Origin of the sequence: Azospirillum agricola, assembly GCF_020005195.1 — a bacterium.
GTDB classification, from domain to species: Bacteria; Pseudomonadota; Alphaproteobacteria; order Azospirillales; family Azospirillaceae; genus Azospirillum; species Azospirillum agricola.
This window is the reverse complement of sequence record NZ_JAIFZR010000004.1, coordinates 307,578-323,311: the sequence shown is the minus strand read 5'-3', so window position 1 is coordinate 323,311 and position 15,734 is coordinate 307,578. Positions and strand designations below refer to the sequence as shown.

At 71.1% G+C, this 15,734-nt stretch carries 13 protein-coding genes; 3 read left to right on the top strand and 10 right to left on the bottom strand.

Annotated elements, in window-relative coordinates; translation table 11 throughout:
* Positions 1 to 25: 25 nt before the first annotated feature.
* From JN22_RS10420 to JN22_RS10390, 7 genes are read right to left on the bottom strand one after another with little or no spacing between them, the layout of a single operon-like run.
* Positions 26 to 793, bottom strand: a complete 768-nt coding sequence (locus JN22_RS10420) for a response regulator transcription factor (protein WP_085553871.1) — start codon at positions 791 to 793, stop codon at positions 26 to 28.
* Positions 790 to 1,899, bottom strand: coding sequence for a chemotaxis-specific protein-glutamate methyltransferase CheB (cheB, locus tag JN22_RS10415; RefSeq protein WP_223677663.1), 1,110 nt, complete (start codon positions 1,897 to 1,899; stop codon positions 790 to 792). Before cheB ends, JN22_RS10420 begins: the two co-directional genes overlap by 4 nt.
* On the bottom strand, positions 1,896 to 4,118 hold the full coding sequence (locus JN22_RS10410) for a hybrid sensor histidine kinase/response regulator (protein ID WP_085553870.1): 2,223 nt from the start codon (positions 4,116 to 4,118) through the stop codon (positions 1,896 to 1,898). The genes cheB and JN22_RS10410 overlap by 4 nt, the downstream gene beginning before the upstream one ends.
* A gap of 16 nt (positions 4,119 to 4,134) precedes the next feature.
* Positions 4,135 to 5,823: a methyl-accepting chemotaxis protein gene (locus JN22_RS10405; RefSeq protein ID WP_085553869.1), complete on the bottom strand. Its 1,689-nt coding sequence runs from the start codon at positions 5,821 to 5,823 to the stop codon at positions 4,135 to 4,137.
* 15 nt (positions 5,824 to 5,838) lie between these two features.
* Positions 5,839 to 6,441, bottom strand: a complete 603-nt coding sequence (locus JN22_RS10400) for a chemotaxis protein CheW (protein WP_085553868.1) — start codon at positions 6,439 to 6,441, stop codon at positions 5,839 to 5,841.
* Entirely contained in the window at positions 6,441 to 7,793 is a 1,353-nt protein-coding gene (locus JN22_RS10395) for a CheR family methyltransferase (RefSeq protein WP_085553867.1), read from the bottom strand. Before JN22_RS10395 ends, JN22_RS10400 begins: the two co-directional genes overlap by 1 nt.
* A complete protein-coding gene (locus JN22_RS10390; RefSeq protein ID WP_223677662.1) occupies positions 7,790 to 8,341 on the bottom strand; it encodes a chemotaxis protein CheW in 552 nt (183 codons plus the stop codon). The genes JN22_RS10395 and JN22_RS10390 overlap by 4 nt, the downstream gene beginning before the upstream one ends.
* Positions 8,342 to 8,931: 590 nt before the next feature.
* Here JN22_RS10390 and JN22_RS10385 point away from each other — a divergent pair.
* On the top strand, positions 8,932 to 9,960 hold the full coding sequence (locus JN22_RS10385) for a methyl-accepting chemotaxis protein (RefSeq protein ID WP_085554628.1): 1,029 nt from the start codon (positions 8,932 to 8,934) through the stop codon (positions 9,958 to 9,960).
* Positions 9,961 to 9,973: 13 nt separating this feature from the next.
* Here JN22_RS10385 and JN22_RS10380 read toward each other — a convergent pair whose 3' ends face one another.
* A complete protein-coding gene (locus tag JN22_RS10380; protein WP_085553865.1) occupies positions 9,974 to 10,237 on the bottom strand; it encodes a hypothetical protein in 264 nt (87 codons plus the stop codon).
* A gap of 96 nt (positions 10,238 to 10,333) precedes the next feature.
* On the bottom strand, positions 10,334 to 10,738 hold the full coding sequence (locus tag JN22_RS10375; protein WP_085553864.1) for a DUF1636 family protein: 405 nt from the start codon (positions 10,736 to 10,738) through the stop codon (positions 10,334 to 10,336).
* A gap of 184 nt (positions 10,739 to 10,922) precedes the next feature.
* On the opposite strand from JN22_RS10375, the gene JN22_RS10370 reads away from it, so the two are divergent.
* Both JN22_RS10370 and JN22_RS10365 read left to right on the top strand, forming a co-directional pair.
* The gene (locus tag JN22_RS10370) at positions 10,923 to 14,339 is read left to right on the top strand and encodes a hybrid sensor histidine kinase/response regulator (RefSeq protein WP_085553863.1); all 3,417 of its coding nucleotides are present in this window, start codon (positions 10,923 to 10,925) and stop codon (positions 14,337 to 14,339) included.
* Between the two features lie 4 nt (positions 14,340 to 14,343).
* Positions 14,344 to 15,294, top strand: coding sequence for a response regulator transcription factor (locus JN22_RS10365; RefSeq protein WP_085553862.1), 951 nt, complete (start codon positions 14,344 to 14,346; stop codon positions 15,292 to 15,294).
* Between the two features lie 27 nt (positions 15,295 to 15,321).
* Here JN22_RS10365 and cueR read toward each other — a convergent pair whose 3' ends face one another.
* A complete protein-coding gene (cueR, locus tag JN22_RS10360) occupies positions 15,322 to 15,732 on the bottom strand; it encodes a Cu(I)-responsive transcriptional regulator (protein WP_282183170.1) in 411 nt (136 codons plus the stop codon).
* Positions 15,733 to 15,734: the final 2 nt, after the last annotated feature.

Here is a 15,734-nt window from a genome sequence, read left to right as displayed (position 1 = left end):
ATCAAACGTTGGCGCTATCTCCCTCCTATGCTGAAGGTCCAGGTCTCGGCAGGCGCAGCAGATGATCCTCGACGAAATACTTCCGGCGCAGCAGCGCCATCAGCCGCACCTTCAGCACGTCCATGGTCTGCGCCTTGCCGACGAAATCGTCGGCGCCGGCGTTCAGGCTGATGGCGAGCTGCTCCTCGTCGTCCTGGCTGGTCAGGATGACGATCTGGAAGAACAGCCCGCGCCGGCGGCGGAACCGGTCGAAGCGCTGGCAGAGCTGGGTGCCGCTGGTCCCCGGCATAACGAGGTCGAGGATCACGCAGTCGAGCCCGCCGCCGGACAGCGCCGCGACCGCCTCGTCGGCGTTGCGGGCGGCCGTCACGATGCAGCCCTCCTGCTCCAGTTCGGAACGCAGGAACTCGCGGTAGGTGGCGCTGTCGTCGACGATCAGGATGCGCGCCCGGCGGAAGATGTCCGCCGCGGTCGGGGCGGCGTTGCGCTGCTCCAGCAGGGCGACGGCCTCGCCGACCACCCCCTGCGGGTCGGCGGGATCATGCTCCCCCTCGCCGTGCCCCAGCACGATGACCGACGTCGGTCCGCCGGCCTGCAAGGCCGCCAGCCCGCTCCGCCCCACCGTTTCGGCCTCGACGATCAGCAGGTCGGTCGGCTGGCGGGCCAGCTCGTCCCACGCGCGCTCGATCCCCTCGACGCAGGTGGTTTCGAATCCACGCTCCTCCAGCAGCAGCTTCAGCAGCAGCCCCTGCGTCTGCGAGGCCATGACAACGAGGGTACGGGGTCCGTTCATGACGCCATCTTATCATCGGAGATCAGTTGCACGAGCCGGGATGCGATCTGGTCGAGCGGCAGTTCCTCCACGGCGCCGCCCAGGCGGACCGCCGTTCCCGGCATGCTGTGGATGACGGCGGTGGAGGCATGCTCGGCGATGGTGTAGGCGCCGGCCCGCCGCATCTCGACCAGCCCGCGGGCGCCATCCTCGCCCATGCCGGTCAGCAGGACGCCGATGCCGGCGGCGCCGTAGGCGGTCGCCATCGACCGGAACAGCAGCTCGCCCGCCGGCCGCTGCCCGCAGACCGGATCCCCGGCGGTCAGGCGGACCACGCCGTTCTCGATCGTCAGGTGGCGGTCGCCGGGGGCGACATGGACATGGCCGGGGCGCGGGATCGCGCCATGCTCGGCCAGCAGAACCGGCAGCGGAACGACCGTGTCGAGCCAGGAGGCGAAGCCCGCCATGAAGGGCGCCCCCATGTGCTGGACCACGAAGACCGGCATCGGATAGTCGGGCGGCAGCTCCTTCAGCAGCCGCGCCAGCGCCGCCGGCCCGCCGGTGGAGGTCACCAGCCCGAGCGCGCGGAAGCGCCGCCGCCGGCCGTCCGCCGCCGCCGCCTCGCCGGGCAGCGCCCCCGGCCCGGAGCCGGCGTCGCCGCCGTCCGCCGCCCGGCCGGGCCGCAGGGCGGCGCGGGCGCTGATGCGGTGGCGGATGACCTTCACCTGGCTCATGATGACGAGCTGGGTGCAGAGATGGTGGGCGACCGTCTGGTAATCGGCCCGCGCGACGCTGCCCGGCTTCTCCACCACCGCCAGCGCCCCGGCCTGGAGCGCCCGCATGGGGATGTCGAGGTCGCCCACGTCGGAGGCGACGACGACGATGGGCAGCGGGTGCTGCCGCATGATGCGGCTGGTCACCTCGAAGCCGTCGATGCCGGGCAGGCGGATGTCGAGCGACACCACGTCCGGCGCCGCCCGCTCGATCATGCGCAGCGCCTGCTCGCCGGAGGACGCGACGCCGGCCACCTCCAGGCGCGGGTCGGTCCCGATGATGTGGGCGAGCAGCTGCTGGACGACCGGCGAGTCCTCCACCACCAGCACCCGGATGCGGCGCGGCGCGGTCACAGCAGCCGCCGGATGCCGGCCAGAAGCTCGTTCTGGTCGAAACGTGTCTTGACGATGTAGGCGTCGGCGCCGAGCCGCAGGCCGCGCTCGCGGTCCTCGTCGCTGGCGCGCGAGGTCACCAGGATGACGGGAATCTCCGCCATCCGCTTGTCCGCCTTGACGGCCTGCAACAGGGCGAAGCCATCCATGCGCGGCATTTCGACGTCGCTGACGATCAGCCCGACCTCCATCCCCTCGGCGAGACGCTCCAGCGCCTCGCGCCCGTCGACGCACTGCGTCACCCGATAACCATGGGCCTCCAGGATGCTCTTTTCCAGCGTGCGCGTGGTGATGCTGTCGTCAACCACCAGGATGTGGGCGCGGGCGGGCGGCGCCTCCTCCGCCGGGCGGGCGGCGGCGGGCAGCGCGCTGCCGGGCAACGGCATCAGGCCGGGCACGTTCAGCACCAGACAGGGGCCGCCGTCGTCGAGCAGCACGGTGCCGAGGTAGCGCGCCGGGTCCAGCCCGGTCTCCTCGGCCGCCGTCACCACCGCCTCGCGCGTCGCGGCGAAGCCGTCCACCGCCAGAGCCAGCCGGCGCTCGCCCGCCCGCACCACGATCAGCGCCAGCCGCTTTCCGGTGGCGGGCAGCACCGGCGCCTCCAGCCCCAGCAGGGCGGCGAGCGAGGTGACGGCGATGTCCTCCTCCCCGACCCGGATCATCGGGGTGCCGACCCCGGAGAACAGGGTGTCGGACAGGGTGTGGTTCAGCCGGACCACGTCGGCCGACGGCAGGGCGAAGGTCTGGTCCTGCACCGCGACGAAGACGAGGCGCTGGCTCAGCAGGCTGAGCGGCACCTCGATGGTGACGACGGCGCCGCCCTCCGGCCTTCCGGCGATGGTCAGGTTGCCCTGGAGCCGCTCGACCTCGGCCCGCGCGATGGCGAGCCCCATGCCGCGCCCGGCCAGCTCGGTCGTCCGGGCCGCGGTGGAGAAGCCGGGGTGGAACAGAAAGTCGACCAGCCGTTCCAGCGGCGCCTCGCCGGCCTCCTCGGGGGGCAGCAGGCCGCGTTCGACCGCGCGGCGGGCGATGGCGGCGCGGTCGAGCCCGCGCCCGTCATCCTCGATGCGCAGGCGCAGGCGCGCCCCCTCCACCGACGCGGCGATCGCCACGCGGGCGGCCGGGCGCTTGCCCATGGCCTGCCGTTCGGCCGGCGGCTCGATGCCGTGGCTGATGGCGTTGCGGGCGATGTGCAGGATCGGATCCTTGAGCCGTTGCAGGACGGCGCGGTCGGCCTCGACCTCCAGGCCACGGACATCGACCTCGACCTCCTTGCCCTCGCTGCGGCTGATGTCGCGGATCATGCGGCCGAGGCCGCCGAGCTGGTTTTCCGCCGGCAGCATGCGCAGCCGCCGCATGTCCTCCTGGAAGCCGCCGCCCCAGCGCCGCATCGACCACAGCAGCCGGTCGTGGGTGCGGTGCGCCTGGTCGAGCGCGCCGCCCAGTTCGCGGAAACGCTGCTCGAAGGCCGCCGCCGGGCCGGAACCGCGCGCCGTCTCGCCCTGCTCGCCGGCCAGCACGGCGGCCTGGTTCAACTGGACGCGCAGGTGCCGCCACGAGCGCTCCAGAGCCAACCATTCCCGCCGCATCATCTGGATCTGCTCGCCCAGCCCCGCCTGCGCCTCGACCTCCGGCAACAGGGCCGACGCGGTGTCGGACAGGCGCTCCAGCCCCCGCGCGGCGATGCGGACGAGGGCGGAGGTGTCGCCCTCCCCCGCCCGGTCGGGCGCGCGCTCCGGGCCCGGGCCCGGGCCATGCGCGGGCCGGCGGGCCGGCGGCGGCGGCGGGGCGGCGATGGCGACGCGCTCGCCGGCGATGCGGTCGAGATCGGCCGACACGCCGGCCAGCTCGACCTCCGCGCCTCCCTGGGTCGACCAGGCGACGACGTCCTCGATGGCGTCGAGCGCGCGGCGCACCACCGCCATGGTGGAGGCGTCGAGCGGCGCCTCGCCGCGCTGCACGGCGATGAAGGCCGCCTCCAGCCGGTGCGAGAGATTCTCCACCTCCGGCAGGTCGACGGCGCGGGCCGCGCCCTTGAGGCTGTGGGCCCGGCGGTGGATCTCGACGAGGTCGGGCGCCTCGCCGCTCGCCTCGGCCGCGCGCAGGGCGGCGCGGATCACCGTCAGATGATCCTTGTGCTCCAGCTCGAAGGCGGCCAGCAGCCGTTGACGGATGTCCATCAGGCGGGCGTCCCCATCACACCCGGTAGTTCCGCACCGCCTCGACCAGCCCCTGGCCGAGGTTGTTCAGGTTGGCCGCCGCCCCTTCGAGCTGCCGGGTGCCGGCCGCCGTCTGGCTGCTCGCCTCGCGGATGTTCTGGAGCGCCTGGATGACCTGCTCCAGGCCGATCTGCTGCTGGTTGGTGCCGGCGACGATCTGCTGGAAGGCCAGCACGCTCTCCTGGATGTTGTCCGCCATGCTGCGGATGGTCGTCTGGGTGGAATCGGTCTGGCGCTTGCCGGCGGCGACGCGCTTGACCGCCTCCTCCGTCAGCATCACCGAGGCGTTGATCCCGTGCTGGATCTCGCTGAGGTTGGAGCGCACCTGCGCCGTCGCCTCCTTCGACTGGTCGGCGAGGCTCTTGATCTCGCCGGCGACGATGGTGAAGGTCCGGCCATGCTCGCCGGCCGCCGCCGCCTCGATGGCGGCGTTCAGCGCCAGCAGGTGGCAGCGCTCGGCGATGTCGTTGACGGTGACGATGATCTCGCCGATCGCCTGGGTGCGTTCGGACAGCATGACGATGTTCTCGGCCACCGCCTCCGCCTGCTCGCGGATGGCGTCCATCGCCTGGATGGTGTCGTCCACCGCCTTCAGCCCGGAATGGCTCGACGCCGCGACCGACTGCGCCCCGTGCGCCACGTCCTGGGCGCGGCGGTTGATCTGGGCGCCGGATTCGGTGATCTCCGACAGGGTCGCCGTGGTCTGCTCGACCGCGGCGAGCTGCTCGGCGACGCTGGCCGACTGCTGCTGGGTGGAGGCGCGGATCTGGGCGGTGGCGGCGTGGACGCTCTCGGCGGTCTGGCGCGTCGTGCCGGCCATGGATTTCAGCCGACCGGCCATCTCGTTCAGATGGTCGCCGAGAATCGCCAGCTCGTCGCGGCCGGGGATGGTCACCGACTGGGTCAGGTCGCCGTGCCCGACCTTGGTGACGAACTCGATCGCCTTGCCCAGCCGCCTGGTGATCGATCCGCCGATCAGGTAGGCGACCAGCACCGCGATCAGGAACACCACGACCAGCGCGACGATCGACGCCTGGAGGGCCGAGTTGTAGATCGAGCGGATCTCCTCGCGCCCGGCCTGGGTCAGCCGGTCGATCACCTCCTGCGACTTGGCGATGCTGGCTTCCATGGTCTTGCGCAGATCCTCGACGCGCGCGCGGTGCTGAAGCGCCTCGTTCACCTGGTTGCGCTCCAGCAGGCCGTAGATGAGGCGGGCCTCGTCGCCGACCATGGCGACGGCGCGGCCCATCTCGCTGGACGCGTTGTCCAGCTCGATCCAGCCACGGCGGCGGCCGTCGATCGGGGACAGGGAGGCGCGCTCGGCCGCCATCGTCCTCAGCCTGCCGAGCGTGCCGCGCAGCCGCGCCCCGACCTCCTCGTAGCGCTGCCGGATCGGCGGTATCAGGGCCGGGATCTCGGCGGCCCGCCCCTCGGCGTTGGCGACGGAGACGGCGTTCAGCGCCGATTCGCGGATGCTGCGCAGCTCCGCCTGGAGGGTGCCGACCTCGTTCACCTGCTCGGCGGCGTCGGTGTCGTAGCTGGACACCGCCATGATCACGCCCAGCGCGTCGGAGAAGCGGGCCATCTGGAACAGGGCCAGCATGGCCGACAGCACGCAGATCACCCCGAAACCGAGGACCAGCTTGTGCGCGACTTTGATGTTCATTCCTGGTCTCCGGCCTTAGGCTTTCACGAAATCGAGAAGTGCGGTCATGTCGAGGACCGCCGTGCGGTCCGCCGTGATGCTCCGGACGAATCCGCCGGCTTCCGGCGGGGCGGCGGCGCGCGGCGGATCGACGTCGGCCACCCGTTCCACCGCCGCCACCCGCAGGGCGGCGGGGCGGCCGCTCCCGGTGCGCAGGACGATGGCGTAGCCGGCTTCGCCCCTTTCCCCGCCGGGCAGCGGCAGCGCCACGCCGCCGCACAGCCGGTCGAGATCGAACAGCCGCATCACCCGGCCGCCCACCGCGATGACGCCCAGCATCGCCGGCACGCTCCCCGGCACGGGGGCTAGGCGCGGCATCGGCACGATGTGCGCCAGATGGCGCAGGTCCAGCCCGTACAGGGTCGCCGCGCCGCGCGCCAGCAGCAGGGGCACCAGCGGGCGGTCGTCCTGCGTCTCCGGGCCTTCCGCGAGCGCTTCGGCGCGGCGGCGCAGAACGGCGTCGGCCCAGGGCCCGCGCCCGGCAAAGGCCTCGTCCATCGCCGCGTTGCGGCGCGCCACGCTGTCGCGCACCAGCTCCCAGTCGATGGAGGAGCCGGCCGTCGGGGTTTCATCGGCCATCACGCCTCCTCGCCCGACAGCCAGAGATCCAGCATGCCGCGCAGTTCACGCACGGTCAGCCCGCCGCCCTCGGCGATGGGCTCGTCGTCCGCGCGCCCGGCCAGGGCGTCGCAGGCGTTGCGGAAATGGCGCTGCGCCGGCCCGAGACGGCCGCGCCGCCAGTAGGCCAGCGCCAGATGGTAGTCGGCCAGCACGAAGCCCGAATCGAGATACAGCGCCCGCTTGAAGGCGGCCACCGGATCGCCGACCCCCAGTTCCTCCTCGACCAGCCCGAGCTGGTAATGGGCCGTGGGGTCGAGCCGGTTGGCCTCGATCCGGGCGAGGCAGGATTCCAGCGCGGTGGAGCGCTCGCCGGCCGCCCCATCCAACGGGGCCGGCGGCGGAGGCGGCGGGACGGCGGGGCGGCGGACGGACGGCTTGGCCGCCGCCGGGCGCGGCGTCCCGACGGGCGCCGGCGCCCATCGTCCCGGCGGAGGCGGCGGAGGCGGGGCCGCCGGCTCCATCTGCTTGCGGTAGAGCGTGGCCCCCGGAACCGACACCGGGGTGAACAGCTCGTTCAACTGCGGTCCGGCCTCGGCGTGGCCGACCACCAGCCAGCCGCCGTCGGACAGCGCCTTGTGCAGGTCGCCGAGCAGCCGGTGCCGGGTCGTCTCGTCGAAATAGATCATGACGTTGCGGCACAGGATGATGTCGAACAGCCCGATCCCGTGCGGGTAGGACGGGATGGTGCCCTCCACCAGATTGAACGGCATGAAGCTGGTCCATTGCCGGAACTTCGGCTTCACCGACCACAGCCGGTCGAGCCGGTCGAAGCAGGCGTCCAGCGTCTCCGGCGACAGGCCGCGCACCGCCCAGTCGCCGTAGGCGCCGCGCCGCGCCTGTTCGAGGAAGTTGGCGTTGATGTCGGTGCCGACGATGTGGACCTGCCAGCCGTCGAGCTGGTCGGCGAAATGCTGCTTCAGCAGGATTTCCAGCGTGTAGGCTTCCGGCCCGATCGAGCAGCCGGCGCTCCAGATGCGCAGCAGCCGGCTGTTGCGGTTGCGCCGCAGGCATTCGGGGATGGCGACCGCCCGCAGCGCGTCGAACTGCTCGATGTAGCGGAAGAAGAAGGTCTCGCCGACCGTCAGTTCGTTGATCAGACCCTGATACTCGGCGCCGCCCGGCCCCTGCGCCTCCAGCGCCGCCAGATAGCCGCCGACGCTGGTCACCCGCCCGTAGGGCAGGCGGCGGTTGATGCGTTCGGCGAAGGCCGCGTCCTTGTCGGCGTAATAGGCCAGCCCGGTGGCGTTGATCACCATCGCCTTCAGCCGGGGATAGGCCGGGTCGCGCAGGATCGTTTCGATGGGAGTCATGGCGCCGCCCCCTCGGCCGTCCCGTCCGTCCACAGCCCGAGCCGGCGCTCCTCGGCGGCACGGAAGGCCTCGAGCAGCCGCCCTTCCGCGCGGCTCAGCAGCCGGTCCGGATCAAGCAGGCTGACCGTCCCGCCCGGCCCGGCGGCCGGATCGGCGAATCCGGCCATGGCGCAGCCGTTGAAGGACAGCGACGGCTCGGCCGGCAGCAGAGCTTCCGCCGGCACCGCGACGTCGCCGCGCACCTGGTCCACCAGCAGCGCCAGCGGTCGTCCCTGCCATGTGACCAGGATCAGCGGGGCGTAGAGCCCCGCGTCGCCCGCCCCCAGATCGAGAAGGATCGACAGTCGCAGAACGGGAACGATTTCGCCGTGGTAGCGGAACACGCCCTCCACCGGCGGCGGGGCGGTCGGCAGCCGGTCGAGATGGGGCAAGGGCAGGAATCGCCGCACGGCCTCCACCGGCAGCGCCAGCGGGTGGCCGGCAACCAGGAAAACGACGCAGCGCGACACCGGAGGTGAAGAGGCCGAAAGCGTGGCGAGTGGCGACATCCGTCCGTCAGCGTGTTGGAAACCGGCCCGGAACATGCCCCATCGGGACCGGAATGCGAACTACGCCAAAGGTTTGCACCAGAGGTTCTATGCCTTCCAAGCGAACGGAGCGCCCGCCATGTCGAAGGGGTATGCCCAAGGTGACGTTCACAGGCACCAAAGACCCAATCCGCCCAAGCCCGCCCGCCCGCGCGGAGGGTGCTGACAATCCCACTCTTGGGCAGATCGAGTAAAATTCTATTCAATTGCCACGCTCATGCCCCCCTTTGATGCCTCGACGCAATCTTCACGCATCGGATTTCGCTAACGATTTGGAAAGAAAGTCCGCTTCACAGTTGTTGCATCGCAACATCGTCATGCTCTTCTTGGGAGGCGGCGATGATGGACCAAGACCAGGCGGCATCGGACAGGGGCACGCCGCCTGTTCGCCCGACACACCAATCAATCGCCGGAACGGCATGGGCCATGCCGGAAAAACCTGGGCCGAGGACACGCGCCGCCTGTTCCGGCGCGAAGCGGAATGGGGCCGTCCGGCGGAAGGCTGCCGGCGGCAAACGGTTTCTCTTGTTTTCGAGCGGTGGGAGACGCCCATGACCAACCCAGGCAACAGCCTGTTCGACCTGTCGCGCGGCGTCCTCGACGTGGCGTCACAGAAGGTGGCCCGGATCGAGGACATCACCCGGCGCATGAAGATGCTGGCGATGAACGCGCTGATCGAGGCGGCCCGCGCTGGCGACCGCGGCCGCGGCTTCGCCGTGGTGGCCAACGAGGTCTCGGAGATCTCGACCCAGGTGAACGGCATCACCAGGGAACTGCGCTCGGAGATCGTCGCCCGCGTCGATCACCTGACCACCACCGGCAGCGCCATGGTGCGGGAGATGCATGGCAGGCGGCTGGCCGACCTGTCCTTGAACATGATCGAGATCATCGACCGCAACCTGTACGAGCGCTCCTGCGACGTGCGCTGGTGGGCGACCGACAGCGCCGTGGTCGATTGCGCGGCATCCCCGTCCGAGCAGGCGCGCCGCCACGCCGCGCACCGGCTGGGCGTCATCCTGGAATCCTACACCGTCTACCTCGACCTGTGGATCGCCGACCGCAACGGCACCGTCATCGCCAACGGCCGTCCCGACCGCTACCGCAACGCCGTCGGCGCCAACGTGTCGGACGAGCCGTGGTTCCGGCAGGCGCTGGCGACGCGCGACGGCGGCGGGTTCACGGTGGGCGACGTCGCCCGCAACCGGACGCTGGACGACCGGGTGGTGGCGACCTACGCGACGGCGATCCGCCGCGGCGGCGAGGCCAACGGCGAGCCGGTCGGCGTGCTCGGCATCTTCTTCGACTGGGAGCCGCAGGCGGCGGCGGTGGTGCAGGGGGTGCGGCTGGAGGAGAACGAGCGGGAGCGCTCGCGCTGCCTGCTGCTCGACGCCCGCCACCGGGTAATCGCCTCGTCGGACGGGCGCGGCATCCTGGCCGAGACGATCCCGCTGAAGCGCGGTGCCGGCACCATGGGCCATTACATCGACGCCCAGGGCAAGCTGGTCGGCTACGCCCTGACGCCGGGCTACGAGACCTACAAGGGTCTCGGCTGGTACGGGGTCATCGTCCAGAAGCCGTGATCACGCGGGCGCGTCAGTGCGCCGCCGCCATTCCGTGGCAGTCGAAGGCGCCGGACAGGGCATGGGCGTTGCGGAGCTGGAGCGCCTCGACCAGATCGCGAACCTCGTCGGCCAACTCGTCGGCGGCCCAGTCATGCCGGTCGGCACCGGCGACGGCGAGAAGGCGCAGGGTGGTGCGCAACAGGTCGCCGGGCTCCCAGCCGTTCGCCCGTTCGGCGTCGCTGGCGACCTGGAGCAGCGAGGTCGCGAAAGCCAGCACATCCGGTTCGACGTTCATGAGGCATGCCTCCACGAATTCGTTGGCCTTACGGACTATACTTCCTTTCGGATGATCCGCTGTCAAACGAAAGTTTGCGGCGCTGCGAAACAAGCCCTAGGTCTTGCCCGGCCGATCCTCCTCCGGCTCGTCCAAAGGCGGCATACGGGCAACGAAACGACCCTTGACACCCTGCGGCCATTGCTTGAACGGAACGATTCCGTCCGAAGTGTCGGCGTAAGCCCGCAGATAGGCCGTCAGCGTCTCCACCGACGCATCGTCGGCCGGCAGGTCGCCCAGCACATAGCTCATCCGGCCGGCGGCGCGCACGGCGACGGCGCAGGGGCGGCGGCAGCTCATCAGGCAGCGCAACGGGCGCAGCCGGACCCTGCCCGCCAGGTCCGGATCCGCCGCCAGCGCCCGTTCCATCAGGCCGGCCAGTTGGGCGCCGGCGCGCGGCATGGCCTCCGGCGGATCCTCGGGATGACGGCAGGTTTCGCAGACGATAAGTTCGACAGGCATCGGACCGTTTCCGGAATGGGATCGGCGACGGGCGGGTGCCGCCTTTGCCCGGCCAGTGCTAACGGCCGGCGGACGGCGCTGTCAACCGGGCCGGCCGCGCGTGGTTGCGGCTTGCCAACGACCGGCAAACTCCCGACCATGCGGTGCGGCGGCGAATGGCCGAGGACGGGCGGAACGGGCGGGCATGAGCGCAAGGCAGAGAATCGTTCGCGAACGCCGGCAATACAACCAGCTCGCCGCCGACCAGACGCTCGAAGACTACGCGCTGCGCTACACCGCCGAACGGGCGCGGCACTGGACCGCCTCGCGGGTCGCCAACACGGCCCTCGGCGCCATCTCCTTCCTCGCCTGCGAGGCCATCGGCGCGGCGGTGACGCTGACCTACGGCTTCGCCAACGCCATGGCCGCGATCCTGGCGGTCGGCGTGCTGACCTTCCTGGTCGGGCTGCCGATCACCCGCCACGCCGCCCGCGCCGGGGTCGACATCGACCTGCTGGCGCGCGGCGCCGGCTTCGGCTATCTCGGCTCGACCATCACCTCGCTGGTCTACGCCTCCTTCACCTTCATCCTCTTCTCCATCGAGGCCAGCATCATGTCGGCCGGCCTACAGATGGTGCTGGGGATCCCGGCCTCGGTCGCCCACGTCATCAGCTCGCTGGCGGTGATCCCCATCGCCGTCTACGGCATCCGCTTCATCAGCCGGATGCAGGTGGCGACGCAGCCCATCTGGATCGCCCTGCAATGCGTGCCGCTGGCCTACGTCGCCCTGCTCGACCGTTCGACGGTGGCGGAGTGGATGGCGATGCCCGGCACCCTGGGGGCGCCCGGCGGCGGGCTGGCGCTGCTGCCTTTCGGCATGGCGGCGTCGGTGCTGCTGTCGCTGCTGCCGCAGATCGGCGAGCAGGTCGACTATCTGCGCTTCCTGCCGCCCCGGGAAAGGATCGGCCGGCTGCGCTGGTGGACGGCGATGCTGGCCGGCGGCCCCGGCTGGGTGCTGATCGGCAGCCTGAAGCTGGTCGCCGGATCCCTGCTGGCCTTCCTCGCCGTGCGGCACGGGCTGTCGGCCGAGGAGGCGGCGCAGCCGACGCAGATGTATCATCTGGCCTTCCTCGACGTCTTCGGCTCGCCCGGCCTGGCGCTGGCGCTGACCGGGCTGTTCGTCGTCGTCTGCCAGATCAAGATCAACGTCACCAACGCCTACGCCGGCTCCATCGCCTGGTCGAACTTCTTCTCCCGCCTGACCCGCAGCCATCCCGGCCGCGTCGTCTGGCTGGTGTTCAACGTGCTGCTGGCGCTGCTGCTGATGGAGATCGGCATCCTCGGCGTGATCGAGAGCATCCTCGGCCTCTACGCCAACGTCGCGGTCGGCTGGCTCGGCGCCGTCGCCGCCGACCTCGCGATCAACAAGCGGCTGGGATTCAGCCCGCCCCACATCGAGTTCAAGCGCGCCCACCTCTACGACATCAACCCGGTCGGGGTCGGCGCCATGGGGCTGTCGGTGCTGTGCTCCACCACCGCCTTCTTCGGATTCCTCGGGCCGGTGGCTCAGGCGCTGGCCCCCTTCATCGGCCTGACCGTCGCCTTCATCGCCGCCCCGCTGATCGCCTGGAGGACCGGCGGGCGCTACTACCTCGCCCGCCCCCCGACCGGGCTGCCGGAGGGCAAGGCCGAGATCCGCTGCTGCATCTGCGAGAACCTGTTCGAACGGCCCGACATGGCCCATTGCCCGGCCTACGACGCGCCGATCTGCTCGCTCTGCTGCACGCTGGAGGCGCGCTGCCACGACCTGTGCAAGACCGACAGCCGCTTCGCCGACCAGATCGCCCGTTTCCTCAAGGGCGTCCTGCCGGGCCGGATGGGGGCGGGGGTGCACACCCGCACCGGCCATTTCATCGGGGTGATGACGCTGTTCACGCTGGTGCTGGGCGGCGTGCTGCTGGTCATCGACTTCCAGTACGCCAACGCCGAGGAGGCCCAGCGCGCCGCCATCCACACCGCCCTGTTCGCGGTCTTCGTCTGCCTGTTCATCCTGTCCGGCGTCGCCGCCTGGCTGCTGGTGCTGGCGCACGAGAGCCGCCGCAAGGCCGAGGAGGAGACCGGCCGCCAGACCGCCATGCTGATGGACGAGATCGCCGCCCACGAGCGCACCGACGCCGCCCTCCAGAAGGCCAAGGAGGTCGCCGAGGCCGCCAACGCCGCCAAGAGCCGCTACATCATCGGCGTCAGCCACGAGATCCGGGCGCCGCTGAACGCCATCTCCGGCTACGCCCAGCTCATGGAGCGCAACGCCACCGAGCGCCCGCAGGACGCCGTCCGCGTCATCCGCCGCAGCGCCGAGCATCTGTCGAACCTGATCGACGGGCTGCTCGACATCTCCAAGATCGAATCGGGCCTGCGCCGGCTCAGCCGCGAGAAGATCAACCTGATCGAGTTCCTCGACCAGCTCGCCGACATGTTCCGCCTCCAGGCCGCCGCCAAGGGGCTGGAGTTCCGCTACGCCCGCGTCGCCCACCTGCCGGCCTACGTCCACACCGACAGCAAGATCCTGCGGCAGATCCTGATCAACCTGCTGTCCAACGCGGTGAAATACACCGAGAGCGGCCACGTCACCCTGTCCGTGCGCTACCGCAGCCAGATCGCCGAGTTCGAGATCGCCGACACCGGCATCGGCATCCGGCCGGAGGATCTCGACCGCGTCTTCGAGCCGTTCGAGCGCGGCCACGGCGCCGCCGTGCGGACGGTGGCCGGCACCGGGCTGGGGCTGACCATCACCCGGCTGCTGACCCGCATCATGGGCGGCGACATCGCGCTGCGCAGCCGGCTGGGCGAGGGCAGCGCCTTCACCGTCCGCCTGCTGCTGTCGGAGGCGATGCACAGGCCGGGCGAGATCGCCGAGCGCCGCGCCGTCAGCGGCTACGCCGGTCCGCCGATCACCGTCCTGCTGGCCGACGACGACCGCGACCATCTGGCGCTGATGACCGACATCCTGCGGCCGCTGGGCTTCGTGCTGTTCACCGCGTCCGACGCCGGAAGCTGTCTGGCGACGGCGGCGCAGTGCAAGCCGGACATCGCCATGCTCGACATCTCGATGCCCGGCGAGAGCGGCTGGGACGTCGCCGAGGGGCTGCGGCGGCTGTTCGAGGACCGCATCCGCATCATCATGGTCTCGGCCAACGCCTACGAGTCGCAGGGCCCCGGCGACGGCCGCGCCCCGCACGACGCTTTCGTCGCCAAGCCGATCGAGATCCACGCCCTGCTCGACCGCGTGCAGGAGCTGACCGGTCTGGAATGGATCCACGCCGCCGACCCCTTGCCGGAGAAGGCCCCCGCTCCGCCTGTCACCGCTCCGGCCGCCGCTCCGCCGCCCGCCGGCCCGCCGAAATCGGCGTTGCGGCACATCGACGACCTGCGCCAACTGGGCCGTATCGGTTACATTCGCGGGATCGAAGCCAAGCTGCGCGAGATCGAGGCGGAGGACGCAAGCGCCCTCCCCTTCGTCGAGCGGCTGCGCGCGCTGCTGCGCGCCTTCGACCTGAAGGGCTACATGAGGGCGCTGGACGGGGCGGCCAGCACCGCCGACGCGAGGAGCGATGGGACCTGACACGATGAAACGCCGCGACATGATCCTGGTGGTGGACGACACGCCCGAGACGCTGGGATTCCTGACGGAGGCCATCGAGCAGGCCGACCTGACCGTGCTGGTCGCCGTCGACGGCGAGAGCGCGCTGGAGCTGCTGGGCCAGATCACCCCCGACCTGATCCTGATGGACGCGGTGATGCCGGGGCTGGACGGCTTCGAGACCTGCCGGCGGCTGAAGCAGGTCCCCCACCTGTCGCACCTGCCGGTCGTCTTCATGACCGGGCTCAGCGACACCGGGCATGTGGTCAAGGGGCTGGAGGCCGGCGGCGTCGATTACGTCACCAAGCCGATCGTCGTGGACGAGCTGATCGCCCGCATCCGTGTCCACCTGAACAACGCGCGGGTGTCCCACGCCGCCCGCGCGGCGCTGGACGCCACCGGCCGCTTCCTGCTGGCGACCGACGGGGCGGGCAAGCTCCTGTGGTGCACCCCGCAGGCCGAGCGGCTGCTGGCCGGCCTGCTGCCGGGAACCGACGCCCAGATCCCCGGCCGGAGCCCCGCCCTGGCGGCCGCGCTGGCCGAGGGGCTGACCCGGCTGCGCCAGACCCCGGCGGTGGCCGCCACCGGGGTCGGCGAGGTGTTCTCGCTGGAGATCCCGGACGGCGCTTCGACCCGGCGGCTGGATTTCTCCTACCTCAGCCCGGCCAACCCGGACGAGTTCCTCTACCGCCTGAGCGAGCCCGCCGCCGGCCGGCAGGAGGCGATCCTGCGCGACGCGCTCGGCCTGACCGCGCGCGAGGCCGAGGTCCTGCTGTGGATCGCCAACGGCAAGCCCAACCGCGACATCGGCGAGATCCTGGGCATCAGCCCGCGCACGGTGAACAAGCACCTGGAGCAGGTCTTCGCCAAGCTGGGCGTCGAGAACCGCGCCTCGGCGACCGCCCTGGCGATCCGCACCCTCGCCGCGAGGGGGTGAGGGAGGGCCGGCGCTCCCCTCCCGCCGTCATCCCGCCAGATCGCGCAGGATCGGGCATTCCGGCCGCTCGTCGCCATGGCAGGCGTCGGCCAGTTCGCGCAGCGTGTCGCGCATCGCCGCCAGCTCGGCGATCTTCGCCTCCAGCTCGTCGATGTGCTCCAGCGCCACCCGCTTGACCTCGGAACTGCACCGCGAGCGGTCCTGCCACAACCCGACCAGCCGCTGGATGCGCTCGATCCCGAAGCCCAGCGTGCGGGCGCGCTTGACGAAACGCAGGACGTTCACCTCGCTCGGGCTGTAGACCCGGTAGCCGGACACCGTCCGCCCGGCCTCCGGGATCAGGCCGATGGATTCGTAATAGCGGATCAGCTTCGCGTTGACCCCCGACGCCTTGGCCGCGTCGCCGATGGTCATGCCCATGCCAACGCCCGTGTCCATGT

Excerpts from the sequence above, each read along its gene's own strand:
- JN22_RS10420 (WP_085553871.1), bottom strand. The coding sequence starts at position 793 with ATGAACGGACCCCGTACCCTCGTTGTCATGGCCTCGCAGACGCAGGGG.
- JN22_RS10410 (WP_085553870.1), bottom strand. The coding sequence starts at position 4,118 with ATGGACATCCGTCAACGGCTGCTGGCCGCCTTCGAGCTGGAGCACAAG.
- JN22_RS10405 (WP_085553869.1), bottom strand. The coding sequence starts at position 5,823 with ATGAACATCAAAGTCGCGCACAAGCTGGTCCTCGGTTTCGGGGTGATC.
- JN22_RS10400 (WP_085553868.1), bottom strand. The coding sequence starts at position 6,441 with ATGGCCGATGAAACCCCGACGGCCGGCTCCTCCATCGACTGGGAGCTG.
- JN22_RS10395 (WP_085553867.1), bottom strand. The coding sequence starts at position 7,793 with ATGACTCCCATCGAAACGATCCTGCGCGACCCGGCCTATCCCCGGCTG.
- JN22_RS10390 (WP_223677662.1), bottom strand. The coding sequence starts at position 8,341 with ATGTCGCCACTCGCCACGCTTTCGGCCTCTTCACCTCCGGTGTCGCGC.
- JN22_RS10385 (WP_085554628.1), top strand. The coding sequence starts at position 8,932 with ATGACCAACCCAGGCAACAGCCTGTTCGACCTGTCGCGCGGCGTCCTC.
- JN22_RS10380 (WP_085553865.1), bottom strand. The coding sequence starts at position 10,237 with ATGAACGTCGAACCGGATGTGCTGGCTTTCGCGACCTCGCTGCTCCAG.
- JN22_RS10375 (WP_085553864.1), bottom strand. The coding sequence starts at position 10,738 with ATGCCTGTCGAACTTATCGTCTGCGAAACCTGCCGTCATCCCGAGGAT.
- JN22_RS10370 (WP_085553863.1), top strand. The coding sequence starts at position 10,923 with ATGAGCGCAAGGCAGAGAATCGTTCGCGAACGCCGGCAATACAACCAG.
- JN22_RS10365 (WP_085553862.1), top strand. The coding sequence starts at position 14,344 with ATGAAACGCCGCGACATGATCCTGGTGGTGGACGACACGCCCGAGACG.
- cueR (WP_282183170.1), bottom strand. The coding sequence starts at position 15,732 with ATGGACACGGGCGTTGGCATGGGCATGACCATCGGCGACGCGGCCAAG.